At 35.4% G+C, this 25835-nt stretch carries 23 protein-coding genes; 10 read left to right on the top strand and 13 right to left on the bottom strand.

Annotation, left to right across the window (positions count from 1 at the left end):
• Positions 1–198: 198 nt before the first annotated feature.
• A complete protein-coding gene (locus ACFINI_RS00585) occupies positions 199–1434 on the bottom strand; it encodes an argininosuccinate synthase (protein ID WP_375612782.1) in 1236 nt (411 codons plus the stop codon).
• Between the two features lie 170 nt (positions 1435–1604).
• On the opposite strand from ACFINI_RS00585, the gene ACFINI_RS00580 reads away from it, so the two are divergent.
• Complete coding sequence (locus tag ACFINI_RS00580; RefSeq protein ID WP_375645381.1) at positions 1605–2246, top strand: LysE family translocator; 642 nt, start codon at positions 1605–1607, stop codon at positions 2244–2246.
• 788 nt (positions 2247–3034) lie between these two features.
• On the opposite strand, the gene rlmN is transcribed toward ACFINI_RS00580, so the two are convergent.
• The 6 genes from rlmN to lptC form a co-directional block, all read right to left on the bottom strand.
• Positions 3035–4261 (bottom strand): 23S rRNA (adenine(2503)-C(2))-methyltransferase RlmN, encoded by a 1227-nt coding sequence (gene rlmN, locus ACFINI_RS00575; RefSeq protein ID WP_375645380.1) that lies wholly within the window; start codon positions 4259–4261, stop codon positions 3035–3037.
• A gap of 41 nt (positions 4262–4302) precedes the next feature.
• Positions 4303–4806, bottom strand: a complete 504-nt coding sequence (locus tag ACFINI_RS00570; RefSeq protein ID WP_375611465.1) for an invasion associated locus B family protein — start codon at positions 4804–4806, stop codon at positions 4303–4305.
• Positions 4807–6154: 1348 nt separating this feature from the next.
• Positions 6155–6619, bottom strand: coding sequence for a PTS IIA-like nitrogen regulatory protein PtsN (gene ptsN / locus ACFINI_RS00565; RefSeq protein WP_375611353.1), 465 nt, complete (start codon positions 6617–6619; stop codon positions 6155–6157).
• Between the two features lie 913 nt (positions 6620–7532).
• On the bottom strand, positions 7533–8327 hold the full coding sequence (gene lptB, locus ACFINI_RS00560) for an LPS export ABC transporter ATP-binding protein (protein ID WP_012754448.1): 795 nt from the start codon (positions 8325–8327) through the stop codon (positions 7533–7535).
• A 6-nt stretch (positions 8328–8333) separates the two neighbouring features.
• Entirely contained in the window at positions 8334–8933 is a 600-nt protein-coding gene (locus ACFINI_RS00555) for an LptA/OstA family protein (RefSeq protein WP_375645379.1), read from the bottom strand.
• 76 nt (positions 8934–9009) lie between these two features.
• The gene (gene lptC, locus ACFINI_RS00550; RefSeq protein ID WP_375645378.1) at positions 9010–9654 is read right to left on the bottom strand and encodes an LPS export ABC transporter periplasmic protein LptC; all 645 of its coding nucleotides are present in this window, start codon (positions 9652–9654) and stop codon (positions 9010–9012) included.
• Between the two features lie 183 nt (positions 9655–9837).
• On the opposite strand from lptC, the gene ihfB reads away from it, so the two are divergent.
• The 7 genes from ihfB (at position 9838) to ACFINI_RS00515 (ending at position 15750) form a co-directional block, all read left to right on the top strand.
• Entirely contained in the window at positions 9838–10116 is a 279-nt protein-coding gene (gene ihfB, locus ACFINI_RS00545) for an integration host factor subunit beta (RefSeq protein WP_273790186.1), read from the top strand.
• A gap of 7 nt (positions 10117–10123) precedes the next feature.
• Positions 10124–10420, top strand: coding sequence for a lipopolysaccharide assembly protein LapA domain-containing protein (locus tag ACFINI_RS00540; RefSeq protein ID WP_273790185.1), 297 nt, complete (start codon positions 10124–10126; stop codon positions 10418–10420).
• A gap of 176 nt (positions 10421–10596) precedes the next feature.
• Positions 10597–11529: a class I SAM-dependent methyltransferase gene (locus ACFINI_RS00535; protein ID WP_375611350.1), complete on the top strand. Its 933-nt coding sequence runs from the start codon at positions 10597–10599 to the stop codon at positions 11527–11529.
• Positions 11530–11531: 2 nt separating this feature from the next.
• Positions 11532–12386: a TrmH family RNA methyltransferase gene (locus ACFINI_RS00530; protein ID WP_375611349.1), complete on the top strand. Its 855-nt coding sequence runs from the start codon at positions 11532–11534 to the stop codon at positions 12384–12386.
• Complete coding sequence (gene lspA / locus ACFINI_RS00525; protein ID WP_375645377.1) at positions 12376–12879, top strand: signal peptidase II; 504 nt, start codon at positions 12376–12378, stop codon at positions 12877–12879. Before ACFINI_RS00530 ends, lspA begins: the two co-directional genes overlap by 11 nt.
• Before the next feature lie 1121 nt (positions 12880–14000).
• Positions 14001–14774 (top strand): Bax inhibitor-1/YccA family protein, encoded by a 774-nt coding sequence (locus tag ACFINI_RS00520; RefSeq protein WP_375611347.1) that lies wholly within the window; start codon positions 14001–14003, stop codon positions 14772–14774.
• 112 nt (positions 14775–14886) lie between these two features.
• Positions 14887–15750 (top strand): endonuclease/exonuclease/phosphatase family protein, encoded by an 864-nt coding sequence (locus ACFINI_RS00515; RefSeq protein ID WP_375620887.1) that lies wholly within the window; start codon positions 14887–14889, stop codon positions 15748–15750.
• Positions 15751–15755: 5 nt separating this feature from the next.
• Here ACFINI_RS00515 and polA read toward each other — a convergent pair whose 3' ends face one another.
• The 6 genes from polA to ACFINI_RS00485 form a co-directional block, all read right to left on the bottom strand.
• Positions 15756–18683, bottom strand: a complete 2928-nt coding sequence (polA, locus tag ACFINI_RS00510; RefSeq protein WP_375645376.1) for a DNA polymerase I — start codon at positions 18681–18683, stop codon at positions 15756–15758.
• A gap of 299 nt (positions 18684–18982) precedes the next feature.
• Positions 18983–19690, bottom strand: a complete 708-nt coding sequence (dnaQ, locus tag ACFINI_RS00505; RefSeq protein WP_375629128.1) for a DNA polymerase III subunit epsilon — start codon at positions 19688–19690, stop codon at positions 18983–18985.
• Positions 19691–19694: 4 nt separating this feature from the next.
• Complete coding sequence (gene coaE, locus ACFINI_RS00500) at positions 19695–20282, bottom strand: dephospho-CoA kinase (protein WP_375612770.1); 588 nt, start codon at positions 20280–20282, stop codon at positions 19695–19697.
• Positions 20279–21151 carry a shikimate dehydrogenase gene (locus tag ACFINI_RS00495; protein ID WP_375645375.1) on the bottom strand — a complete coding sequence of 291 codons (873 nt, stop codon included), beginning with the start codon at positions 21149–21151 and terminating at the stop codon, positions 20279–20281. Before ACFINI_RS00495 ends, coaE begins: the two co-directional genes overlap by 4 nt.
• Positions 21144–21740 carry a Maf family nucleotide pyrophosphatase gene (locus tag ACFINI_RS00490; RefSeq protein ID WP_375639837.1) on the bottom strand — a complete coding sequence of 199 codons (597 nt, stop codon included), beginning with the start codon at positions 21738–21740 and terminating at the stop codon, positions 21144–21146. The genes ACFINI_RS00495 and ACFINI_RS00490 overlap by 8 nt, the downstream gene beginning before the upstream one ends.
• The gene (locus ACFINI_RS00485; protein WP_375645374.1) at positions 21737–22576 is read right to left on the bottom strand and encodes a pyruvate, water dikinase regulatory protein; all 840 of its coding nucleotides are present in this window, start codon (positions 22574–22576) and stop codon (positions 21737–21739) included. The genes ACFINI_RS00490 and ACFINI_RS00485 overlap by 4 nt, the downstream gene beginning before the upstream one ends.
• 552 nt (positions 22577–23128) lie before the next feature.
• On the opposite strand from ACFINI_RS00485, the gene rho reads away from it, so the two are divergent.
• The gene (rho, locus tag ACFINI_RS00480) at positions 23129–24394 is read left to right on the top strand and encodes a transcription termination factor Rho (protein WP_015857121.1); all 1266 of its coding nucleotides are present in this window, start codon (positions 23129–23131) and stop codon (positions 24392–24394) included.
• Between the two features lie 31 nt (positions 24395–24425).
• Entirely contained in the window at positions 24426–25733 is a 1308-nt protein-coding gene (gene mnmE / locus ACFINI_RS00475; RefSeq protein WP_375645373.1) for a tRNA uridine-5-carboxymethylaminomethyl(34) synthesis GTPase MnmE, read from the top strand.
• Positions 25734–25835: the final 102 nt, after the last annotated feature.

The following is a 25835-nucleotide window of genomic DNA, read 5'->3' as shown; positions in this document are numbered from 1 at the left end:
TAAAGCAAAATTGACCTGTTTTGATTATCGAAGCCTTCATTGCTATTATTATCATGGGTTTTGCTTATTATATTTATTAGCGCAGAAGATAAGCTTCTAGTATTGAACGAAAGAACGGTAAAAACCAACAGAAAAATGCTTAAACTAGACATTTCATACAAAAGCACTAATCCATATTACACTTGTCACCGTAATTTTCTATTTCTTTTCTTTATCACCTTGATGACGCATTGCTAATGTACGCAAACGTAGAGCATTTAATTTAATAAAACCAGTTGCATCTCTTTGATCATAAACACCTTGATCATCCTCGAAAGTTACTAACTCACTGGAATAAAGTGATTTTTTACTTTGGCGCCCTTCAATAATTACATTCCCCTTATAAAGCTTTAACGTGACTTCACCTTCAACATGTTCTTGAGATAAATCAATAGCTGCCTGCAACATCTTACGTTCCGGCGAAAACCAAAATCCATAATAAATGAGTTCTGCATAACGTGGCATCAATTCATCTTTTAAATGAGCTGCGCCACGATCTAACGTTAAAGATTCTATAGCTCTGTGAGCCGTCAAAAGAATGGTTCCACCTGGTGTTTCATAAATACCCCGTGATTTCATACCCACAAAGCGATTTTCTACCAAATCTAACCGACCAATACCATTATCGCGCCCATAATGATTTAACTCTGCAAGTAAAGTTGCAGGTGATAAATTTTTTCCATTGATTGAAACAGCATCGCCTTTTTTAAAGCCAAGAGTAATTCTGGTTGCTTGATCTGGAGCATCTTCCGGCGAAAGAGTACGCATATGGACATATTCAGGAGCAGGAAGTGCTGGATCTTCTAAAATCTTTCCTTCTGATGAAGAATGCAATAAATTTGCATCCACTGAAAAAGGCGCTTCACCTTGCTTATCCTTTTCTACAGGAATTTGATGAATACGAGCAAATTCAAAGAGATCTGTCCGACTCTTAAAATCCCAATCACGCCATGGAGCAATAATCTTTATATCAGGATTAAGCGCATAAGCGGAAAGCTCAAAGCGTACCTGATCATTGCCTTTTCCTGTTGCTCCATGAGCAATGGCATCTGCCCCTGTTTCCTCAGCAATTTCAATAAGGCGTTTTGAAATAAGTGGACGTGCAATTGATGTTCCTAAAAGATAAGTCCCCTCATAAACGGTATTGGCTCGAAACATCGGAAACACAAAATCACGCACAAATTCTTCACGCAAATCTTCAATGTAGATTTCTTTAACACCTAGCATTTCAGCTTTACGACGAGCAAGTTCTAGCTCTTCTCCCTGCCCCAAATCTGCTGTAAAAGTTACAACTTCAACACCTAGCGCACTTTGCAACCATTTAAGAATAATTGACGTATCCAATCCACCTGAATAAGCCAAAACAACTTTTCTAATATTTTGCCACTTTTTCATTTTAACGTTCTATATGAGCTACTTTTTTATTTCTACCCAAAAATCAAAACGATGCAAGAAATATAAAAATAAATTCTTTTTAAGCAACATTAAAAAGACGCAAAAAGCGTAAATAAAGGTGCCTCAAAGTATAAATAGTGAACACTGCTTAAAAATAAAAGGAGATTTACGTGTCATTTCTACCGGAGTGGTCTATTGTTGTACAATTTGCTTTAGCATCGTTGATTTTAGCACTTATTCCAGGACCAGATATGATGCTTTCTGTAGGGCGAACCATTACACAAAGCAAAAAAGCTGGAATTATGTGCGCCTTGGGTAGTGCAACAGGGTTTGCCATTCAGGTTACGGCTGTAGCACTTGGCTTATCAGCGCTTATTTTTGCTGCCCCACATACTTTTGTTCTTCTGAAAATTGTTGGCGCCTTTTATCTTTTATGGTTTTCCTTTCAAGCTTTACGGAGAAACCCCACTTTTTCCTTTGAACAGACATCTTCTAAATCTCAAAGCGCTAAACGTAACTATCTTGCTGGTATTGGGATTAATCTTCTCAATCCTAAAGTTATACTCTTTAACGCGACATTCTTACCACAATTTATCAATGCGAATGATCCTATGGCAACACAAAAATTGCTCTTTTTAGGACTCTCTTATATCCCTATTTCTTTCCCCATTACAATTGCAATCGTTTTTACAGCGCATAAACTTACCAAAACTCTCAAAAAGAACCCTCTTTATATTCGCTTTCTCGACTGGCTTATTGCTGGTACTTTTACCAGCTTTGCCCTCCATCTCCTTATCATTACAAAACATTGATTTATAAGTGTAATGTATCGCTTTTAATTTAAATAACAAAACAAATATTATAAGATTTTTTCATTTCAAACCTGTTTATTTTGAATAAAACAATACCTTTACTTTGTACATCACAAGAGAAGCTGGAGTTTTCGTATGGATAAAAACTATCTAAGAAAAGAATAAAAACACCTCTTATAAACCATCTCAAGTACTAAAAGCTGTTACAACATTGGGAGCTGAAAAATAGAATGGTGGTACCAATTTACACCTTTATTAAACATAAAGGTGTAGGAGTACAATACATTTCACAGAAGCTTTTTGTTATACTCCTCAAGCATTATCGTGATATGAAGAGTGCACTAAGGGATACTTAAAAAACATATCAATGGATAACTCAATGGTATTTATATTTTAGATCCTCTGTTTTGCTTGTGAAGCGTGATCTTATTTAAGAAAATAATAAACAAAAGCATGAGGCACTGCACAATCTCCACTTTTTAAAAGATATTACCGTAGATGCTTTTAAAAGACATAAAACCGAATTAACGAGTATGATAATAAGGTAGAAATTAGTTATAATCCTTAAGACCTCATATTCCCTCTAAATTAGGTTTCCTTCTTATTTCAGAGATTATGTAAACAGACTATAGACAATCTCTTACCCCATTTAGCATATAAACGCTGAAACTGTTCGTCTAGCACTTATCCATCTTAATCTCTGTCTCACATATGCCATCGCATGAAGTTTGGATATTAAATTACAAACAAAAAAGTATAGGCCTCGATATCGCTGAAAATTGCGTTACCTAATGACCAATGGCATTTTCAAGTCGTAAACGTTCAGATTTACGTAAGCGCTCTGAAGCTGATTTAAGCTGTCCACATGCAGCTAAAATATCGCGTCCACGCGGTATCCGAATAGGAGAAGCATAGCCCGCTTGATTAACGACATCAGCAAAACGCTCGATTTGCTCCCAATCAGAACATTGATAATTACTCCCTGGCCACGGATTAAAAGGGATTAAATTAATCTTAGCAGGAATCCCTTTCAATAACTGAATCAATCGCTTAGCATCATCTAAACTATCATTGATATCTTTCAGCATAACATATTCAAATGTGATTCGTTTTGCATTGGAAAGACCAGGATAATTACGGCAAGCCTCTATTAGTAAAGCAAGCGGATATTTTTTATTAATGGGAACAAGCATATCCCTTAGTGTATCGTGTACTGCGTGGAGTGAAATTGCTAACATAACACCAATTTCTTCTCCAGTTCGGATAATTCCAGGAACAACTCCACTAGTTGAAAGCGTAATTCGACGTTTTGATAAAGAAAGTCCATCGCCATCAGAGGCAATCAATAAAGCTTTTTTAACAGCTTCAAAATTATAAAGAGGTTCTCCCATTCCCATCATAACAATATTGGTAATTTTTCGTCCTTCAATGGGAACAATTGCTCCATCAGGGGTATTCTTATCAGGAAAATCACCCAAACAATCACGTGCAACCAATAATTGTGCCAAAATTTCTTCTGCGGTCAGATTACGAACAAGTATCTGCGTTCCCGTATGACAAAAAGAGCAGGTTAACGTACACCCTACTTGCGATGAAAGACATAAAGTACCACGTCCTTCTTCAGGGATATAAACCGTTTCAATTTCAACAGGCCTTCCAGCTCCACGTGCAGGAAAACGTAAGAGCCATTTACGCGTACCATCTTTTGATATTTGTTCTCCAACAATTTCTGGGCGCGCAATGGAGAAATGACACTTAAGTGTTTCTTGCATTGCTTTAGAAATATTCAGCATATCATCAAAATTTGAAACACCACGCACATAAAGCCAATGCCAAAGCTGACGCACACGCATACGCGTTTGATGCTCTGGTACACCAACTGTCTTTAAAGCTTGCATCATTTCATCTTGCGACAAACCAATTAAAGAGAGCTTAGAACTCTCCTTCACGACCACATTATCTGTTTTTCGTGCAAAACATGAACCAACTGGTCTAAGGTCATAGGAAATGGCCATTGCTTTCCAATTCACATCACTATTTTAGAGTTATCGAAACCTTAATGGCACTTTTGAGCTGCATTTAATGCAGCAGTAACCCCTTTTAAGGAATAAGTATAAGTGGTATGCGTTCCTCGTTTTGATATCGCTTGCACTGTCATATTGCTTCCAGCACGCATAGCAGAAACAAGCTGCTTTTCTAGCTCTGATGACGCCAGCCAAGCTGAGGAATCTTTCGTGAAAAAATCAAAGTCCTTACCTCCAATGGTCACTGTCACTCTCGACCCTTCTTGAAGGGTATAACCAGCCATAAACTGCGGTTCAAACGAAATAGGTGAATGAGAACGCTTGGTAACCAAAAAAAAGTTATCACCATGATTAACTGTCGTTGGAAGAGCCTTCAAAGGTACCGATAACACATAGCAAATCGTATTTTTGGGCGATTTATAAGAATAGGCTCCCCACGCTTCAAATTGATTTAAACGGCTTGGCGTTTGTGCATATGCCACTCCCGCTGTAACAAGAACCATTACAGATGCAGCAATAACAGTCTTTTCAAACATCTTCATTTAGCTCACTTCTTTAGTCTCTAACAAGATTTTCTTCATTGGAAAAATTCAACAAAAACTCCTCGATATTCACGTGTTATTGTCCTAATTCCTTCAATAAGCGAAATATTTTCACACTAATCAAAATAGATTTCTACGTTTCATTGTGACCTTTTAATCGTTACCAAAACATAAACTTCTTATTCAATAACCACATTAAAAAATAATATCTTCATTTTACGCTACTTATTTCGTTTTTGTATAAAAAACGATTTCTTTAAGCTATAGAACTTCAAAACGAGATGAAAATATACCATCACTCTGTTAAGAAATAAACCATACTCTTTATATCACAAGCAATCTGATGCAAAATTTTGAAAATACACCCCAGACTCCCCGCAAAAAAGCTTAATCGCCTTACGAATATCACTTCTCGACTTTATGCATTCAATACATTTATGTTCGCAGAATACTCCATCTTTTACTCATTATAGTGCATTCATATTTCGTATTCAATATCGTCCCGATAACACTTTTTCTCAATCTTCAAAAGACCTTGTAAAAATAATAAAATATTATCAAGATATTAATAATAAAACATAAAGAATTTAGATTCTATCTCAATAATCACATACAATTTTGTTTCTTTTGATCTTATTTCCCTATATATTTCATCTCCAATTATTAATTTCTAAAATGATTTTAGTAGCTTATAATAGCTTAATCGTATTATTTTAATGTATTAGACGATATTTTTCTTTCTGTTATAAAAAACTTCTTAAGAATTCTTTGGGAAAGTCTCCTTATCTTATTTCTTCTTGAGCATTAAAATATTATCCCTAAACACTCAAACTCAACTTACAAAAAAATTCAATGCACAAATAAACTTTTCTGTTGATTTCTTTCCCGCTTTCAAAGGACGAAGGTTCTTAATCCAATCTGGACTGAAAAAGTTTGGATTCTTGTCGAACGATCTCCTCTTTTCTTCCCACTCATGTGATTCACTTAACTAAAGGCTCTACAGACAAGTCCTGTTTAAAAATATTTACCACGCACTCTAAAAGCACTTAATATATTAAGAAGACTTACAGAATTTATCTCACCATATCTCAAATGATAGTGTTTTTACAGTATAACAGGATAAAAGAATCCACGAACATAATAATTAGATGCTTTAATATACGAGAACAAGAAAGGAAAAGCCCTTCGTTTTTGTTGGTTGCTCTTTAAAAAGAAGGTTCAATTAGAAGTAATTTTCTTAAATCTCATGACATAACCTTTTGTTATTAGTCTTAAGATGCAAATTATATTATTCCTACGCTCTGTAGTGCATACCTCGCAATTTATACGCTCATAATAACTTTTAAGCTGCATTTGATTCTGAAGTTTGAATCAATAAAGCATAAAGCGCATTGGCATTATGCGTACTGCGCAACTTTTGTACAACATCAGTGTGACGCAAAACACGTGCGATCTGTGATAAAGCTTTTAAGTGATCTGCACCAGCATTTTCAGGTGCTAAAAGGAGAAAAACGAGATCTATAGGTTCGTCGTCAAGAGCTTCAAAATCAACAGGACTTTCAAGACGTGCAAATATACCAATGATCCGATTAATATCAGGTAATTTTCCATGAGGAATCGCAATACCTCCACCCAAACCCGTTGAACCAAGCTTCTCGCGTTGTAAAACAACATCAAAAATCACATGCTCACTAAGACCTGTTAGCTTGGAAGCTTTTTCGGCTAAAATTTGCAGAACCTGTTTTTTCGAATTAGCCTTAAGAGCCGGAATGATCGCTTCCGGTGCTATTAACTCACTCAAATTCATACTTTAATTTTCCTCTTACACGCTAAAATGCTCATCAATAAACCTATAAACGCTATAGATACTTAATGTTCTTTCACTTTTAGCAACATCGCATGTGTTTTTACTTTTCAATTTATAATAGGTGATGGCTCAATACATCTCATATCACTTCTAAAACAATAATAAATAGTATTCGGATCATCATTAACGGCATGAGAAACCAAGGAAATGAAGTTGTTCATAAAGTTAATTTCCTTACGACTCTAGAAAAGGCCATTATTCATAAATTTATTAAACTTGTCATAAGAGTTTGATGTATAATCCGCCATCAAAGTTTTTCTTTCTTTAAAAATGAGCCCTTAAATTAAGATGAAAAGCATACTGAGCAAAATGGACCTTTACTTTGAAAATTACTGTATAGCTTGAACATCGACTTATAACAAGAATATAAAGATTTTTAGAAATTTAATGATTATTTTAAAAGATTTATAGATTTAGCCTGATATCTGTAGCCAAGCTCCTATTTTCAAATAGGCGATATAAACCAATAAAATACGACAACTCCTATTGAATAACCGCAATATATAAACCGGTGCTCCCATTAAAATACCTAAAACAGCATCATCGATATATTTTTTGATTCGACAGAGAAAAATATGATAAATATCTCTTACCTTTCAATAACACACGCATTTATTGAGAGCTTCGTTTATCACTCATTATCACGTTAATCTAGTGATATCTTTATCTATGATACAATTATGAGTAAGCTAAACTTATAAAACAACAAACTAACCTCTAATGATGAAGCCTTTTTCACCACTCAATAACAACATTAAGGTTATAGTCATAAAAGAAGTTTTGGCATAAATAAGGAAATTTTCAGTAATAATGTTTGGTTAAACTTAAATGGAAACTCGTGAAAGCTGTAAAATCAAAGAGAAAACTGATTTCCCAAATAAATTCTGCGTACATCAACGTTGTTGATAATATCGTTAGGACAACCGTGAACTAACACCCGCCCTGTATGAATAATATAAGCGCGATCGACAAGCCCTAATGTCTCACGCACATTATGATCCGTTATTAAAACACCAATGCCACGCCTCGTTAAATGACGAATAAGTTGTTGAATATCGAAAATAGCGATAGGATCAATTCCTGCAAATGGTTCATCAAGTAACATAAAATGGGGACGAGAAGCTAAAGCGCGCGCAATTTCAAGTCGCCGACGCTCACCTCCAGATAACGAAAGTGCAGACATTTTACGTAAATGATCAATTTTAAATTCATGTAAAAGGCTATCTAACTCTTCACGTTGTTTAAGGCGATCTTTTTCAACGACCTCTAAAACAGCTTTAATGTTATTTTCTACTGAAAGACCACGAAAAATAGACGCTTCCTGTGGAAGATATCCAATACCTAAACGCGCACGTCGATACATCGGAAGATGCGTAATATCAAATCCATCAATTTTAATGGATCCTCCATCAGATTTTATAAGCCCTGTCACCATATAAAAACAAGTTGTTTTACCTGCCCCATTGGGCCCTAAAATGCCAACGGCTTCTCCCGTACGAATGCCAAAAGAAACACCATTAACAGTTCGTCTTCCTCGATAAACTTTAATCAAATTACTGGCAATCAAGGTCCCTTTTAAGGGATTTTTTGAAGCTTCACTTTCAAGATTATACCTATCCGTCTGTTTTTTTCTTTTGATTCCAAACATGAAATCTTAATGGCCATTCTTTTGATTTTGTTTTAAAATAATAGAAACACGACCTTTTTTCTTAGGCGTCTCACAACCTTCTAAAAAAGCCTTTCCGCTTTCCATATTTGCCGTTAGTTTGCACCCCGTTACCACATTGTCACCATCAGTTAACACAACATGATTCCCTGTCAAACTCATCATTTTTGACTTTCCATCAAAAACGCCTTTATCACCCGTAGCAACTTGAGTAGCAATTTTTATATAAACTTTTCCCAAAGCTTCCATTTTTTGTATACTCGACGAACCAAATAAAGAAACAGATGATGCCTTTGTATCTTCCTTGTTTTTATCAATTTCTTTATATGCTTTATCGTAGTAAACAACTAATTCTGCCGTTTTTAAAAGACGTTCACCTTGTACCACTGAAACATCACCCTTAAAAAGCGCTATCCCTTCTTTATCACGTATTTCCAAAGAATCTGCATGAAGTTCTACCGGTTCTTTATCGCTTGATAGACTTATTCCAAAATGGGCCACTTCAGCATATCCTAAAACTGCTCCTTCTCCTAACATTCCCATGCTAAAAGCCAACATCACACCTATCCATCTTTTGTACGATTTCATTATTTCAATTCTTTTGTTTGTATATACACATACTTCTCTTTATAAATATCCTTTAAAGATTTGTATTGATATTGCGTTATTGCTTTTGAAGCACTAAATGCACACCACCATGGAAATACATGTTTTTTCCTTTTTCTCGAATTTGTAAGGCGTTTGCGGCAAGATGAAAACCGGCTTGCTGAATATTAACACGTTGATCTGTTTTTAACTGTCCCTCGGATAAGTTAATACTAGCTGACATAAATTGTACCATCATCCCATCATTCGTCATAATGGTGAATGGCTTGTCCAACTGTAAAAAACCATTAATGTTATCGTAAACCCCCCCTTGTGCTGCGAGAAAAATCTGTCTTTGTTGGCCCATAAATGCTCTAGCTGTAATGTTTTGCAACCCAATCATTCCAGCGTGGGTATGATCTTGAAATGCCTTTTCTGCTTTAAGCCAATAAGGTTCATGAGCACGCGTATACCCTTCTAATTTTGGATTGAGCATCGTCAAATTCATCACGCCACTTTCTCCATTATTCAAAGGCATAGAATCAGAAGTAACGGGAACCAAGAAAAACGTAAACCAGCAAAAAACCAGCGCTGAAATCAACGCTAAGAGAGGTAAAAAAATTTTTAATATGCTAATGCGACGCGAATGACGGGATGCTTTTTTTAAAACATCTCCAAAAGATGATTGCGTTGAAAAGGCTTTATAATGATTGTGTACGGACATACTCTCCTGATCTCTTAAATCCTCCGCATTTTTAATCTGTATACCCTTTATAGAAGGTATTTTCAAATTTTGTTTCTTGCAATTTGTTTTTTCTTGATTTTATTTTGCTTTTATCCGTTTATATATTGTAATATGCATGGAGTGCACAATTACAAAATTTTTTTGTGTGAAAGTGAGGCTATTGTGGTAAAATCAGAGCTTGTGCAAATTATCGCTCGTCATAACCCGCATCTTTTTCAACGGGATGTGGAGAATATTGTAAACGCTATTTTTGAGGAAATTGCAACAGCACTTGCAAATGGCAATCGCGTTGAACTTCGTGGATTTGGAGCTTTTTCTGTAAAAAGCCGTTCAGCCCGTAATGGACGTAATCCACGAACAGGTGAAGCCGTTTCTGTTGAAGAAAAGTGGATTCCTTTTTTTAAAACTGGCAAGGATTTACGCGACCGTCTTAATCAGTGAGAAACTTATGATAATTAAACGTATTCTTCTAACAAGTATCGGTGTGATTCTCGCAGCGGTTTTGATTGTTTTTATCGTGGCTAATCGTCAAATGGTTCCGTTAACCCTTGATCCTTTTCGAGCAAATCCTGAAAGTTTTACTTATCATGCTCCCCTCTTTATATGGCTCTTTATCTTCTTTGGTTTTGGTATTTTATTAGGAAATCTGATCAGTTGGTTTTCCTATCACAAATACAAAAAAGCTCTCAAAAAAAGTAAAGCCGAGATTGAAAAATTGAAAACATCTATCACAAATTTGGTGTAATGGTATTTAAATGAAATCTTTTCTCTCTGTATTCTATATTCAGTACAGAGTTAAAAGTGCTCTTTTTCTTTTTTTTTTATACATTGTTTTAATTGACTTTAGCTTTTTTGCACTTTTACGAAACATTTAAGAGCTTTATAATATATTTTTATACCTCATATACCGTGATACAAAACATGCCTGCACAATGCTTTCAATTCTCCCATAACAATAGATATCCGCAGGAAAAGCTGCCCCTTATTTTAGAAACGGGTATAAGCGAAAACTATGCTCTCATTGATTCTGGTCATGGACAAAAATTAGAACGTTATGGAGCTTACCGCATTATTCGACCAGAAGGTCAAGCACTATGGAAACCCGCTTTACCACAAAAACAATGGGCTGATGTTGATGCTATTTTCACAGGAAACCTTGATGAAGAAGGGGTTGGGCGTTGGCATTTTCCTAAAAAGCCACTTGATGAAACATGGGTTCTTGCTTGGAATGGATTGTCTTTTCTAGGCCGTTTTACTTCCTTTCGTCATGTGGGGGTTTTTCCTGAACAAGATGCCCATTGGCGCTCTATGGAAGAACAAATTGTTAAAGCCGAACGCCCTATAAAATTGTTGAATCTTTTTGGCTATACAGGTATTGCCTCTTTGATTGGAGCACGAGCGGGTGCGAATGTTACCCATGTTGATGCTTCTAAAAAAGCCATTGCGTGGGCAAAAGCTAATCAAGAAAGAGCAGGATTACCAGATCATTCTATTCGCTGGATTTGCGATGATGCTATGAAATTTGTCGAGCGTGAACTGCGTCGTAAAAAAAGCTATGATATGATTCTTCTTGATCCCCCTGCTTATGGGCGTGGACCCCATGGTGAAATTTGGCAACTGTTTGATCATTTACCCGCCATGATCACAAATTGTCGTAAACTTCTCTCTGATAAACCGCTCTCTGTTGTCCTTACAGCTTATTCTATTCGTGCTTCCTTCTTTGCACTTCATGCTTTAATGCGTGATGCATTTGTAAATCTTGGTGGTACGGTCGAATCAGGAGAACTCATTTTGCGTGAAGAAGTTGCAGGACGTGCTCTTTCTACTTCTCTTTTTAGCCGTTGGATTGCTTGAATATGTGTAGACCCAAAACTGGTAGAGTGAAAGAAATTACCTCTCTTAGCAACCCCATCATAAAAAATCTTAAAGCACTTAGCCAAAAGAAAAACCGTAATAGAGAAGGTCTTTTCATGGCAGAAGGATTGAAATTGGTCATTGATGCTCTCAATCTTGGCTGGACAATACAGACGCTTATTTTTTCTAAAAGTGAAATCGGTAATGCTACTATCGAAAATACTGCCGCACGTGCTGTAGCCAACGGTGGTTTTGTTATTAAAGCCTCACAAAAGGTTATGGAATCACTTACCCGACGCGATAATCCACAAACAGTTATTGGTATTTTCAAGCAAAAATGGCACTCTTTTGAAATGATAAAAGGGCAGATTAAAGATGTTTACATCGCGCTTGATCGTGTACGTGATCCTGGAAACCTTGGTACCATTATTCGAACCGCTGATGCTGTAGGTGCTAAAGGTGTTATTTTAATTGGCGAGACAACAGACCCTTTCTCGCCTGAAACAGTCCGCGCAACCATGGGATCTATTTTCTCTGTACCACTTTATCGTTTTGATGAAAACGGCTTTTTAAACTGGTCTTCTCACTTTAAAGGTATGATTGTTGGAACACACCTCAAAGGTTCTCTGGATTATCGCACACTTGACTTCAAAAATGGCCCTATTATCCTTTTAATGGGGAATGAAAAACAGGGATTATCAGATCTTCTTACGAATCGGTGTGATAAACTTACGCGTATTCCACAAAGCGGACGAGCAGACTCGCTTAATCTAGCTGTAGCAACAGCTGTTATGCTTTATGAAATCCGTCGCCCCTATTTAATACTGGAACCATGTGAGGAAAAACATGATTCGTAAATCACTCCCTTTTCTTCTCTTGGACTTGGCTTTTACAGTAGTACTTGATCAAGCTGTCAAATACTGGGTTATGCACAATATGCCTTTAGGAACAGAAATTTCGCTTATTCCTTTTCTTTCCCTTTATCATGTGCGCAATTCTGGCATTGCATTTTCGTTTTTTTCTTCCTTTTCTCAGTGGGGAATCATCGCCATCACGATCATTGTGATTATCTTTCTTCTATGGTTATGGAAAAATACTGAATATAATAAGTCTTTAATGCGCTTTGGCCTTATTCTTATTATTGGGGGAGCCATCGGCAATCTCATTGATCGTATTCGCTTTCATCATGTCACTGATTATATACTTTTTCATATTGATGATATTTTTTATTTTGCTATTTTCAACCTTGCAGATAGTTTTATCACTCTCGGTGTTATTGCCATCCTTATTGAAGAATTGCGTACTTGGATGAAAGCAAGGCGTCATTCCAATAGTACATCTTCTCACTGATATGTTCAGTGCCTTAGAAAACAGAGATTATTGACCATCACAAGTCTGATTACGCATTGATTTCTCTTAATCAATTCTTGTTGCTCGTCATTTCACGTGTTTCTCTTCATGGGACTATAAGATCTTACTTTCTTTTCAACTTTACATTTCTACACTTAGTTAGTGCAAAAGAAATGAACTCAAATAGAATCAATATTTTTTATCCATGTGTCCTACATCACAATTTTTGAGGAGACATTTCACAGCATTCGAAGTTCTGTTTATTTGATTAGAACAATTGCTTTTCGTATGTTTTTTAGTTTTTACAGATATCGATTTTACAGAGCCTTTCTTAAGTGCTTCGTTTAAAAACTCTCCTTTTTTATTTTATATATTGTTTAATAAAAAACATTTTTTCAACTATTTTCAATGGTGTCTTGTTAAAGCAACATATTGATTATAAATATAAATTACCGTTTTTCATATTGAATAAAAGCCCTTACTATTCTAAATCTCTTTTATTTGGAATCTGTTCATGTTGAATCCATTAAAACCATGTCTCTTGCAAGACACAAGCAAGTCAATAATCTTGATTGATTTAATATGAACAGATTTTCAACCAGAGAATCTTGCGATATTCGGAGTATCATTTAGCATTCAAAAAGACAATTTATCATTATACATCAATATATTATAAAAAATCCAATTCAATAGCTCTTATAACCGTGCAAAACAGATGCAATATTGGAGGTTGAAATAGTGTGATGATACTTGCCGCTCTTCTCATAAACGCAAAAATAGTGAATATTTTATAAGGGATTGTATTACATAGTTTCTGTGAAAATAGAAAAGTTTTTAAGTATAGTCTTTTTATCTTGCAAAAATATGGCAAAAAATGGAAATATTTTTTATTAAAATGAACTATTTCCTTACCAATTTGTAAGGTTCCTTCTTCATATAAATCTCTTGTAATTTTTAAATAAATCTCCATAATAAGAGCATATATGCTGGAATTCTGTCAGTGATTCTTAAGGGTTTTTGTATTTGCCCAATTAAGGCTTATACCAAGCTTATCTGTGTAATGACAGAGACACCTTTAAAGCCCTATACCTGACAGAACATATGCTAAAGGATTTTATATTATGGCTAATTTTAAAGATTTACGTTCGGCACCTGCTTCTCATGCCGATGCATCAATTGATCAGGGATTACGCGACTATATGTTGGGTGTCTACAATGCAATGGCCATTGGTTTGCTTATTACAGCTGCTGCCGCTTATGCAATTGTATCATTAGCAACGACAACAGATATGAGCCAAGCAGCAGCTCAAATCAATAGCAGTGTTTATCTAACACCATTTGGAGTAACATTTTATACATCGCCATTCTCTTATATTGTTATGTTTGCACCACTCATAGCAGTCTTATTTCTCAGTTTTAAAATTAATACATTGAGCACAAATGCTGCTCGTAGTCTCTTTTTTGGTTATGCTGCTCTGGTTGGTCTTTCACTGTCTTCAATCGTTTTGCGCTATACGACAGAAAGTGTTGTGCAAACCTTTGTCATTTCCGCCGCAACTTTTGGAGCTCTTTCACTTTATGGATACACAACAAAGCGTGATCTCACAGCAATCGGTTCATTCTTATTCATTGGATTGATCGGCTTGTTGCTTTCCATGATTGTGAACATTTTTCTTGGATCAAGCGCTTTGCAGTTTGCTATCTCTGTGATTGGTGTTTTTATCTTTGCTGGTTTAACAGCCTACGATACCCAGAGCATTAAGTTGATGTATTATGAAGGAGATGAAAGCGATACCAGAGGACGTAAAGTTATTATGGGCGCGCTGAATCTTTATCTTGATTTCATCAATATGTTTGTCTTCTTGCTACAGTTTCTTGGCTCAAACCGTGATTGATTGCAAAAATCATTACTTAATTAAAGAACCTTGTTTCTAAAAGAAACAAGGTTCTTTTGTTTTTAGTGTAAATCTTTACCCTCTGCTTCTTAGAAACTATTCTTTTCGCAAAATGACAAAAATCCCTTATAAGCAAAAATTCCCTTGGTTTACCGGTTTTATCCAACAAAAACTCCATAGCTCCTTTTTAAATACAATTCATAGCCGCTCTCATCATCAATCAAACATTGTCAATCAAAATAGTAATTATGATCTGACCGTTGCTTCCTATAATGTGCATAAATGTGTAGGTGTTGATAAAGTTTTTAATCCTACAAGAATTGTCCGTGTTATTACTGAATTACAAGTTGATATCCTTGCTCTTCAAGAAGCAGATAAACGTTTTGGGGAACGCATCGGTTTGATTAATCTTCAGCTATTAAAAGCTGAAACCGGTTTGATTCCTGTACCTCTTAATACTATGTCACCTCATGGCCATGGTTGGCATGGGAATGCTCTTTTTTTGCGAAAGGGATATGTACGTGATACTTTACAAGTCACTCTTCCTAGTATTGAACCACGTGGGGCTGTAATTGTAGAGTTGGAAATGGCAGCAGGACCTATTCGTATTATTGCGGCTCATTTTGGATTATTACGTTACTCTCGTAAACAACAAACAAAAATGCTCCTTGAAATTTTCCAAAAACGCCCCCTTATGCCTACACTCCTCATAGGAGATTTTAATGAATGGCGAATGGGAAAAGGCTCATCTTTAAATCATTTTTTTCCCTATTTTGATAGCACTTTTGAAGTTGTACCAAGCTTTCCCTCTCGTTTTCCTTTGTTAGCCCTTGATAGAGTTTTTTCTTTTCCCCACCAATTGGTAACAAGTATTGAAAATCATTATTCACCACTTGCACGCATTGCTTCAGATCATTTGCCTATCAAAGCCTATCTTAATCTTTCCAACGCAATCAATATTCTTAAAAATAAATAAAAAAATTAATGTGCCTCATCCCAATTTTGAGCCGTCATAACTTTTACTTCAAGCGGGACAGATAAAGATAAAACCGGTATTGTAGCATTTTCCATAACATTTTTAACAACAGTCATGGTTTTTTTACTTTCTTCTTCTGGTACTTCAAAAATCAGTTCATCATGAACTTGCAGCAACATTTTTGCTGATAGTTTTTCTGCTTTTAAAGCATCTTCCATATGTATCATAGCGCGGCGAATAATATCGGCTGCAGAACCTTGAATTGGAGCATTGATAGCTGCCCGCTCATTAAGAGAACGAATTTTTACATTCTTTGCTTTTATTTCTGGATAATGGATACGACGTCCAAAAATTGTTTCTACATAACCATTTTCACGTGCAAAGATTTTGGTCTTCTCCATATAATCTTTAATTCCTGGAAATCTTTCAAAATACAGTTGAATATAACGACCCGCTTCTTGGCGTGAAATTCCCAACTGATTGGCTAATCCAAAAGCTGAAATACCATAAATAATACCAAAATTAATCGCTTTTGCACGCCGTCGTATATCTGAATGCATTCCTTCTATCGCAACACCAAACATTTGTGATGCCGTTATAGCGTGAATATCATGCCCTTTAGCAAAAGCTTCTTTTAATGCTTTTATATCCGCAATATGTGCAAGAATGCGCAACTCAATCTGACTATAATCAGCAGAAAGTAACACATGTCCTTTGGGAGCAATAAAAGCTGTTCGAATTTTACGTCCTTCAGCAGTTCGCACTGGAATATTTTGCAAATTTGGCTCTGATGATGATAACCGACCTGTTGATGTTATTGCCAAAGAATAATTCGTGTGAACTCGCCCTGTTTCTGAAAAAATATAAGAAGGCAAGGCATCTGTATAGGTAGATTTTAGCTTTGAAAGTTGACGCCACTCAATAATTTTACGCGGTAAAATATGACCTTCAGCAGCCAACTCTTCTAAGGTCTGTGCAGAAGTTGACCATTGTCCACCCTTTGTTTTAGCGCCTCCAGGCAATCCCATTTTGCCAAAAAGGATATCCCCTAATTGCTTTGGCGAAGCAAGATTAAATTTTTCATCAGCTTGTTTGTAAATTTCCTCTTCTAGAATCAAAGCAGCTTGTGCCAACTCTCCTGAAAGACGCAATAAAATCTGCCTATCAATAAGAATCCCCCGTTCTTCCATTCTTGCAAGAACTTCTACAAGAGGTCGATCAAGACGCTCATAAATTTTTGTCATTCCACGAGCAACAAGTTGCGGTTTCAATACTTGCCAAAGACGTAGCTTTATATCAGCATCTTCCGCCGCATAAAGGGTTGCTTGTTTTAAATCTACTTGTGCAAAAGAAGTAATTTTTTTCCCGTTATGCGTTAAATCTTTATAGGCAATTGGTTTATGCTCAAGCCAACGTTCAGACAAATCATCCATATTATGGGTTAACATTCCAGCATCAAAAGCATATGATAAAAGCATGGTGTCGTCAAAAGAGCTTATCATAATGTCGTATTGCTTCATCACCAACCAATCATATTTTATATTATGACCAATTTTTAACACCGCTGAATCTTCTAATATCGGTTTTAAAAGTGCTAAAGCTTTTCGAGCCCCAATCTGTGAAGCAATGCGCCCGCCCCTCAAAAGGTCCTCTTCTCCTTCATCAAAATGTTCAAGAGGTATATAAGCTGCTTTTTCCGGCTGTAATGCGAGTGAAAAACCAACAAGCTTTGCTTGCATCGGATCAAGAGATGTTGTTTTAGTATCAAAAGCGAAAAAACCCTGCTCTTGTGCTTGTGATAACCAGTCTTTTAAAATTTCCTCATCAAGAATTGTTGTATAAGCATCTCTTGTAATTTTTTGAGTCAGCGCTTGATCTTTACGTTCTTGTGCAAAAACTTGTGGAGAATTTTCAGAAAAATTATGAAGGGATGCGCGCTCAGTATTCTTGATATCAGAATCATGCCTGATATCAGAATCATTTCTAGGGCTTAGTTTTTCCCATTCAACATCTATATCAAGTGCGTCAATAACAGCTGCATCGCATGTTGTTGCCCCTGCCACGCGACGCGTTAATGTTGAAAACTCCATCGCTTTCAAAAAAGCAATTAAACGTGGACCATCTTGTGGCTCCAAAATAAAATCATCTAAATCATTATCTATAGGAACATCTGTTTTAAGCCTGACAAGTTCACGAGATATTTTAACTTGTTCTCTATAAGCTTGAATGTTTTCACGTCGTTTTGTTTGTTTAATTTCTGTTACGTTTTGCAATAAAAGATCAAGAGAACCAAATTCATTTAACAACTGAGCTGCAGTTTTTGGACCAATGCTTGGAATACCCGGTATATTATCCGTTGAATCTCCAATTAATGCTTGTAAATCAATCATTTTTTCAGGCGCAACACCCCATTTTTCTATAACTTCTGAGATACCTATATGCTTATCTTTCATTCCATCATACAAAGATACATGCGTATTTACGAGTTGCATAAGATCCTTATCAGAAGAAATAATGGTTGTTTTTGCCCCAACCTTTGTTGCCAACTTTGCATAGGTAGCAATTAAATCATCCGCTTCAAAGCCTTCCTTTTCAATACAAGGCAAATTAAAAGCCTTCGTTGCTTGGCGTATTAACGCGAATTGAGGAATTAGATCTTCAGGAGGTTCAACGCGATTCGCTTTATATTCAGGATAAATTTGTTTCCGAAAAGTATCAGATGAATAATCAAAAATAACAGCAAAATGTGTTGGAACAACACCCGTAGCTGTATTACGAGCATCACAAAGTAATTTCCATAACATATTGCAAAAACCAGCTACTGCTCCTACAGGAAGTCCATCCTTTTTACGTTTTAAAGGCGGCAAAGCATAATAAGCACGAAAAATATAGCCTGATCCGTCAACCAAAAAAAGATGATCTGTTGCTTTCATGACAATTTTTTCTCCATTACAGCTAAAAAAACAAATTACCCTTATATATTTTTTCACTTTGCCTCTAAAAAGCCATTTTTTTTCTTCATAAGACCTGAAGTCGTTGCACTTATATTAAGTACCTAGAGCTTTTCTTTGCTGTTACAGGATTAATAGCTTTCATTTTGCTCCTCCTATGATAGCTGAGGTACGATGTAGCGACAGGGTCGTTGTGGTGTTCCCCTCCCCACAACGACCGTTTTTTTTTGACATCGATATTCTTTAATTTCAATCGTGACTCTTTTAGATAAAAGATGATGTTATTCATGAATTTTGAAGTTATTCCACAGAGCTTTTTCACCCATTTTGTAGATAAAATCAGCGTGTAACTTTTTTTCTTGCATACTCAATCTTGAAGGTAAAGCCTGCGGGCGAATTTTAACGGCATAAGATGTATCTTTATCGTTCTGGATATGTTCATCAATACCCCTTCTGTTATCAAAACCCAATACACCTTGCTTTCCACCGATGAGCTCAATATAAACATCGGCTAGAATCTCTGCATCAAGCAAAGCACCATGAAGAACACGATGGCTGTTATCAATTCCAAAACGTTTGCATAAAATATCAAGAGAATTAGGACCCATAGGAAATTTACGCCGCGCCATAGCCAATGTATCAAGAATATTATCAACACTGATAAGCGGTTTGTTGACGCGTTTTAATTCTGCATTAATAAAACCAATATCAAAACTCGCATTATGCGCAATCATTGTCGCGTCTTTGATAAATTCCAAAAATTCATCAACAATATCACTAAAACTTTTCTCGTTTTTCAAGCGTTCATTGGTTAATCCGTGAATTGCTACAACTTCATCAGGAATAATAACGCCTTCAGGGTTTAAATAAACATGAAATTGGCGTCCTGTGAGATAACGATCAACCATTTCTACACAACCAATTTCGATTATGCGATCTTTCTCTTTATCTAAACCTGTTGTTTCTGTATCAAAAATAATTTCACGCATAATTTTAATTCTTTAGCAATTTTTTTATCACATCAAAAACCTGTTGACGTGTATTCTCTAAATCTTTCCCTGTATCAATAATAAAATCAGCGCGTTCTCGTTTTTTTTCATCTGGCATTTGTTGAGCGTTGATAAAGGCAAATTTTTTCTCATTCATACCTTGGCGAATCATTACACGTTCTTTTTGTATTTCTGGTGGAGCAGAAACAACAATAACGCTATCCACACGACTTTCACCATTTTTTTCAAACAGAAGTGGAATATCAAGAATAACTAATTTTTTCCCTTGTTCACGCGCTATATCAATAAATTCCCTTTCTTTTTCTTGCACCAAAGGATGAATTATTTTTTCTAATGTTTGTAATTTTTCCTTATCATCAATCAAAATTTCAGAAAGTTTCAAACGGTTAACTTCTCCGTTTTCAACCACACCAGGAAAAATACGCTCTATGAATGACAAAGCTGGCTCACTTTTATAAAGCTGTTGTACTGCTTCATCAGCACTAAAAACAGAAATACCCGCTTGCTTGAAAAAATCAGCAACTGTTGATTTTCCCATAGCAATTGATCCCGTTAATCCTATGATCTTCATTCTCTTTTTTCACTTATATCCTCTAAAATAGCTGTCCGTAACGCTTTTGTTACCTGTGGTCTTATTCCGAACCACTGTTCAAACCCTATAACAGCCTGATGTAGAAGCATCCCAAGTCCATCAACCGTCTTGAGATCACAAGCCTTTGCCTGTTGTAAAAAAGGAGTTATCAATGGTGTATAAATAATATCTGTTACTAATGCCGTTTTTTTTGCTTTATGAAAATCGCAAAAAAAAGAATCACTTTTTTCTTCTGGACTTTTTATGCCAATAGAGGTTGTATTAACAATCAAATCAGCTTGATGAAGTATTTCATGGATTTTATGCCAATCGTAAACTTTAATGATTTTTCCAAAATGCTGAGCTAAATTATCAGCACGTTGTTTTGTACGGTTAATTAAATAAATCTGTTCAAATCCACGTTTTTTTAAGGCATATATGATAGCGCGTGCGGCACCACCTGCTCCAAAAATAAGAGCTGTTTCCCCTCCCCAATCAGATGCAAAATCATCAAGATTAGCGCTAAAACCATAGGCATCACTATTCGTGGCACAAAGCTTATCTCCTTCATACCAAAGTGTATTAACAGCACCAATCATTGTTGCTCTCTCATCTTTATAATCTGCTAAACGAAAAGCTTCCTGTTTATAAGGCAAAGTAACATTTCCTCCACAAAAGCCTATTTTTTGTAAAGACGCAATAAAATGACTGAATTCTTCAGATGTTACTTCTTGTGCAATATATTCTCCTTGTAAACCATATTGTTTAAGCCAAAAATTGTGAATTTTTGGCGATTTTGAATGATGAATTGGAGAACCAACAACAAAAGCACGCGGATAATTTGTTTTTTTTATTGTTAAGTCAACCATCAATAATTCCTAAGTGGCGCAGTTTTATGAGTAGAGGCAGCAAAGGTAAACCAACAATGGTAAAAAAATCTCCTTCAATTTTTTCAAAGAGATGAATTCCTTCTCCTTCAATTTGATATACTCCCACGCTGTTTAAAACATCTTTTCCTACGCGTGCTAAATAACGTTCAATAAATTCTGATGAGAGTAAACGGACGGACATATGTGCACTAAAAGCTTCAACCCAAATTTTTTGACCATTTTTAAATAAAGCTACCGCACTATGAAGAGAATGGGTTTTTCCTGATAATTCACATAAACGTTGATGTGCTTCTTTAATATTTGTTGCTTTGTGAAAAACTTGACCTTCCAAATCAAGAACTTGATCACAACCAATAACGAAAGCATCAGGAAAACGATCTGAAACATTTTTTGCTTTTGCGCTCGCAAGAAAACAGCTGAGTTCTTTAGGTGTTTTTTCTTTTGCTTTTTTTTCTACTTCTCTTTCATCAAAAGAAGCTCCTTCAATGAAAAAATTTAAACCTGCTTTTTTTAATAATTTTGCACGATAAAAACTAAGAGATGCTAATATTAAAGTATCTGCATTCATGAGAATTTTCTCTCATTTCCTTCACGAAATCGTGATAACAGTTCAAATATTGCAGCAGCAGTTTCTTCAATAGAACGTCTTGTGACATCAATAATAGGCCAACCAAAACGTTCGCAAATGCGTTTTGCATAGATTAATTCTTCAACTATGTTTATACGATTTGTATAATTATCAAGAGCAAAACTTTCTCCCAAATCTCGATTTTGGCGGATATGTGAGATTCTTTCAGCTGAAGCAATTAAACCAATAATTAAAGAATTTTTTGCCTCTAAAAGGGATTCTGGCAAATCAATATTAGGAATAAGAGGAATATTAGCCGTCTTTATTCCGCGATTTGCTAAATAGATACTTGTTGGCGTTTTAGAGGTTCTTGAAATTCCCACAAGGATCACATCTGCTTCGGATAAGCTACTGGAAGACTGTCCATCATCATGCTCTATTGTAAAATCCAGTGCCTCAATACGGCGAAAATAATCTGCATTAAGATCATGTTGTGCGCTCGCACGTAAATGTGTTGGCATTCCAAGGTAAGACTGAAAAGCATTTAAAACGGGATGCAATATATCAATACAGGGAACTTTTATTTTTTTACACCTTTTTTGAAGGAGAAGTTTAAATTTTTCATCAATCATTGTGTAAAGAACAATACCTGGCTCTTGTTGTATTTCATCAAGAGCTTTCTGTAACTGTATTCTATTACGAATCATAGGATAGATATGCTCTGTTGCCTGAATCATTGCATATTGCGATGCTACAGCTCTTCCCACAGAAATTAATGTTTCTCCTGTTGCATCAGAAAGCATGTGTAAATGAAAGAATTTTTTTTCTTTTGTCACAAAAATTTTAACTCCTTGTTAAGACATGTGTATATATCCTCGTCGTTTTTTATAAAACTAAAATTTATGAAAAATTCTCCTTTTTTATGCACAAATTAAATGCTTGTGATAATTTAATCCCTCTTATAAAAAAAGAGGGGATAATATCTTTAAGATAGTGATATTTTTATTCTTTTTTCAGTTCCTTTTGTGGATAAAATTGAGGATAAATAATAATCCACACTAAACACAGTTATAAATAAGAATAATCCTTTCTTTAATATAAATTTATTAATATAAATTTCTGTAAAAAATACTTTTGAATAGCATTTCATTAATGTTATAATCCTAACTCACATTTTTGTTATTAAAATAATTAAATACTATTTGAATTTTATATTTTTTCAAGTTTTTCATATAATTACTTAATATTACAGGAACAAATTTCATATAAATGGTACTTGCAGATTAAAAAAATTGAGTGTAGGATATTTTTTCTTAGTAATATTTCACTCATAAATTTCCATAAATTATTTAGAACAATCTTCTCCTTAATCACAAAGAGCATATTTCATGCAAAAAATGAAACTACAAGAACTTAAAAGCAAAAATCCCGTTGAGCTTGTTTCTTTTGCTGAAACATTAGAAGTTGAAAATGCCTCCCTTATGCGCAAACAAGAATTAATGTTTGCTATCTTGAAAAAACTTGCTCTACAAGACGTTGAAATTATAGGAGAAGGTGTTGTTGAAGTTTTACAAGACGGATTTGGATTTTTGAGATCTGCTGATGCTAATTATCTTCCTGGTCCTGATGATATTTATCTTTCACCTGCACAAATACAGTCGTTTTCTTTAAAAACAGGCGATACAATTGAAGGCCCCATACGCAGTCCAAAAGAGGGAGAACGTTATTTTGCTCTCCTTAAAATTAATACAATTAATTTCGAAAAACCTGAAAAGATTCGTTATAAAATCCACTTTGATAATCTTACTCCTCTTTATTCAAATGAACGTTTCCAAATGGAAATACAAGATCCTACAGAGAAAGATATGTCATCACGTGTGATTGATTTGATATCTCCATTGGGAAAAGGACAAAGAGGATTAATTGTAGCTCCTCCTCGGACGGGAAAAACAGTTTTACTTCAAAATATTGCTCATTCTATTACCACTAATCATCCTGAATGTTATCTCATTGTTCTTTTAATTGATGAACGACCAGAAGAAGTTACTGATATGCAGCGTTCAGTAAAAGGAGAAGTGGTTTCTTCTACTTTTGATGAACCTGCAATACGTCACGTACAAGTGGCAGAAATGGTTATTGAAAAAGCCAAACGTCTCGTTGAATATGGGCGTGATGTTGTTATTCTTCTCGATTCTATTACACGTCTTGGGCGTGCATATAATACAGTTGTTCCTTCTTCGGGTAAAGTTTTAACAGGTGGTGTGGATGCAAATGCCCTCCAGCGTCCAAAGCGTTTTTTTGGTGCAGCACGTAATATTGAAGAAGGCGGATCTTTAACCATTATTGCAACGGCTTTGATTGATACAGGAAGTCGTATGGATGAGGTTATTTTTGAAGAATTTAAAGGAACAGGTAATTCGGAAATTGTTCTTGATCGAAAAGTTGCTGATAAACGTATTTTCCCTGCTATGGATATTTTAAAGTCAGGAACGCGTAAGGAAGAACTGCTGGTAGAACGACAAGATTTACACAAAATTTTTGTTCTTCGTCGTATTTTAGCATCTATGAATGTAACAGATGCAATTGAATTTTTGATTGATAAATTAAAGCAAACAAAAAATAATAGTGAATTTTTTGATTCAATGAATACGTAAAGTCATTAAAGTTTTTATTAGGATAAAACCTGTGGATACAATCTTTGCTGTTTCGAGTGGATTGTTACCTTCAGGGGTTGCAGTCATTCGGCTTTCTGGTCCTCATGTTGTGGATATAGTTAAAACGCTTTGTGGTCGTTTACCTAAAGCACGTTTTATGCATTATGGAAATCTTACTGCTCGTGATGGTAGTTTTTTAGATTCTGGTTTAACTGTTTTTTTTCCTGCTCCTCATAGTTTTACGGGGGAAGATTGTGCAGAATTCCATTTACATGGAGGAAAAGCAGTCGTTAATCGTTTTCTCGATGAATTGTCGACATTTTCTGGATGCCGTATTGCAGAAGCAGGTGAATTTTCACGTCGTGCTTTTATGGAAGGAAAATTAGATCTTGTTCAAGCAGAAGGTCTTGCTGATTTAATAGAAGCAGAAACGGAAAGCCAACGGCGTTTAGCTGTTATGGGTACAAGTGGACATTTAACGACGCTTTATCGTGATTGGCGTCATAAGCTTATGAAGGCGCGTGCTTTTATTGAGGCAGAACTTGATTTTGTTGATGAAGCAGATATTCCCAACGCAATATCTGATAAAGTTTGGAAAGATGTTGAGGATCTTTGTACTTCTATTCGGGAATATATTACTGAAGGAGAACGTGCGAGTATTTTACGTGATGGATTAAAAATTGTTATTGCTGGTGCTCCAAATTCTGGAAAATCAAGCATTATGAATCGTCTTTCAGGAAGATCTGTTGCTATTGTAACGGAAGAAGCAGGAACAACCCGTGATGCTTTAGAAATGAGAATTATTCTTGGTGGTTTACCTATTTTTTTAACCGATACTGCTGGTTTTAGAAAAACAGAAAATAAAATAGAACAGATGGGAATAGAAATTGCTAAACAGCATGTTAGGGAAGCTGATTTGGTTATTTTGGTTTATGATATAGGAAATCCTAAGCAAGTTGATTTACCAGAAACATCGGCTGAAATATGGTGTGTTGGCAATAAACTTGATCTTTATGAAAAAAATGATCAGCGTTGGTCTATACAATTTTCCGCATTAACTGGTTTAAATTTTGATTATTTTATAAAAGAACTTGAATCATTTTGTCATTATCGTGCTTCTAAAATTGGAAATATTGTTCCAGCACGTAAAAGGCAACTTCAATTATTAAAGCAGGCTGTTAAAGAGATTGAATTTTCTCTTAGTTATCATTCTCTTGATCTCAGTTTACGTGCAGAACATCTCCGTTGTGCAAGTGATTTTCTTGGGAAAATTACAGGAGATATTGATGTTGAAGATTTGCTTGATATTATTTTTTCAGAATTTTGTGTTGGTAAATAATGATTCACGTGAAACATTGATTATTTCATAGACAGATTATAAAGATTATGTAATTTATATCCTGTTTCACGTGAAACCTTAGAATATTTTCTACGGAATGAA

Origin of the sequence: Bartonella sp. AA56HLJMS (genome assembly GCF_042197145.1) — a bacterium.
Taxonomy (GTDB): domain Bacteria; phylum Pseudomonadota; class Alphaproteobacteria; order Rhizobiales; family Rhizobiaceae; genus Bartonella.
Note: the sequence above shows the minus strand (reverse complement) of the source record. Positions and strands in the feature narration are given on the sequence as shown.

Coding starts and splice junctions, on each gene's coding strand:
- ACFINI_RS00570 (WP_375611465.1), bottom strand. CDS start 4,806: ATGTTTGAAAAGACTGTTATTGCTGCATCTGTAATGGTTCTTGTTACA.
- lptB (WP_012754448.1), bottom strand. CDS start 8,327: ATGTTTGGAATCAAAAGAAAAAAACAGACGGATAGGTATAATCTTGAA.
- ACFINI_RS00535 (WP_375611350.1), top strand. CDS start 10,597: ATGCCTGCACAATGCTTTCAATTCTCCCATAACAATAGATATCCGCAG.
- ACFINI_RS00495 (WP_375645375.1), bottom strand. CDS start 21,151: ATGGTTGACTTAACAATAAAAAAAACAAATTATCCGCGTGCTTTTGTT.
- dnaQ (WP_375629128.1), bottom strand. CDS start 19,690: ATGCGTGAAATTATTTTTGATACAGAAACAACAGGTTTAGATAAAGAG.
- lspA (WP_375645377.1), top strand. CDS start 12,376: ATGATTCGTAAATCACTCCCTTTTCTTCTCTTGGACTTGGCTTTTACA.
- rlmN (WP_375645380.1), bottom strand. CDS start 4,261: ATGGCCATTTCCTATGACCTTAGACCAGTTGGTTCATGTTTTGCACGA.
- polA (WP_375645376.1), bottom strand. CDS start 18,683: ATGAAAGCAACAGATCATCTTTTTTTGGTTGACGGATCAGGCTATATT.
- ACFINI_RS00520 (WP_375611347.1), top strand. CDS start 14,001: ATGGCTAATTTTAAAGATTTACGTTCGGCACCTGCTTCTCATGCCGAT.
- ptsN (WP_375611353.1), bottom strand. CDS start 6,619: ATGAATTTGAGTGAGTTAATAGCACCGGAAGCGATCATTCCGGCTCTT.
- coaE (WP_375612770.1), bottom strand. CDS start 20,282: ATGAAGATCATAGGATTAACGGGATCAATTGCTATGGGAAAATCAACA.
- ACFINI_RS00490 (WP_375639837.1), bottom strand. CDS start 21,740: ATGAATGCAGATACTTTAATATTAGCATCTCTTAGTTTTTATCGTGCA.
- ACFINI_RS00585 (WP_375612782.1), bottom strand. CDS start 1,434: ATGAAAAAGTGGCAAAATATTAGAAAAGTTGTTTTGGCTTATTCAGGT.
- lptC (WP_375645378.1), bottom strand. CDS start 9,654: ATGTCCGTACACAATCATTATAAAGCCTTTTCAACGCAATCATCTTTT.
- ACFINI_RS00555 (WP_375645379.1), bottom strand. CDS start 8,933: ATGAAATCGTACAAAAGATGGATAGGTGTGATGTTGGCTTTTAGCATG.
- ACFINI_RS00540 (WP_273790185.1), top strand. CDS start 10,124: ATGATAATTAAACGTATTCTTCTAACAAGTATCGGTGTGATTCTCGCA.
- rho (WP_015857121.1), top strand. CDS start 23,129: ATGCAAAAAATGAAACTACAAGAACTTAAAAGCAAAAATCCCGTTGAG.
- ACFINI_RS00515 (WP_375620887.1), top strand. CDS start 14,887: ATGACAAAAATCCCTTATAAGCAAAAATTCCCTTGGTTTACCGGTTTT.
- ACFINI_RS00530 (WP_375611349.1), top strand. CDS start 11,532: ATGTGTAGACCCAAAACTGGTAGAGTGAAAGAAATTACCTCTCTTAGC.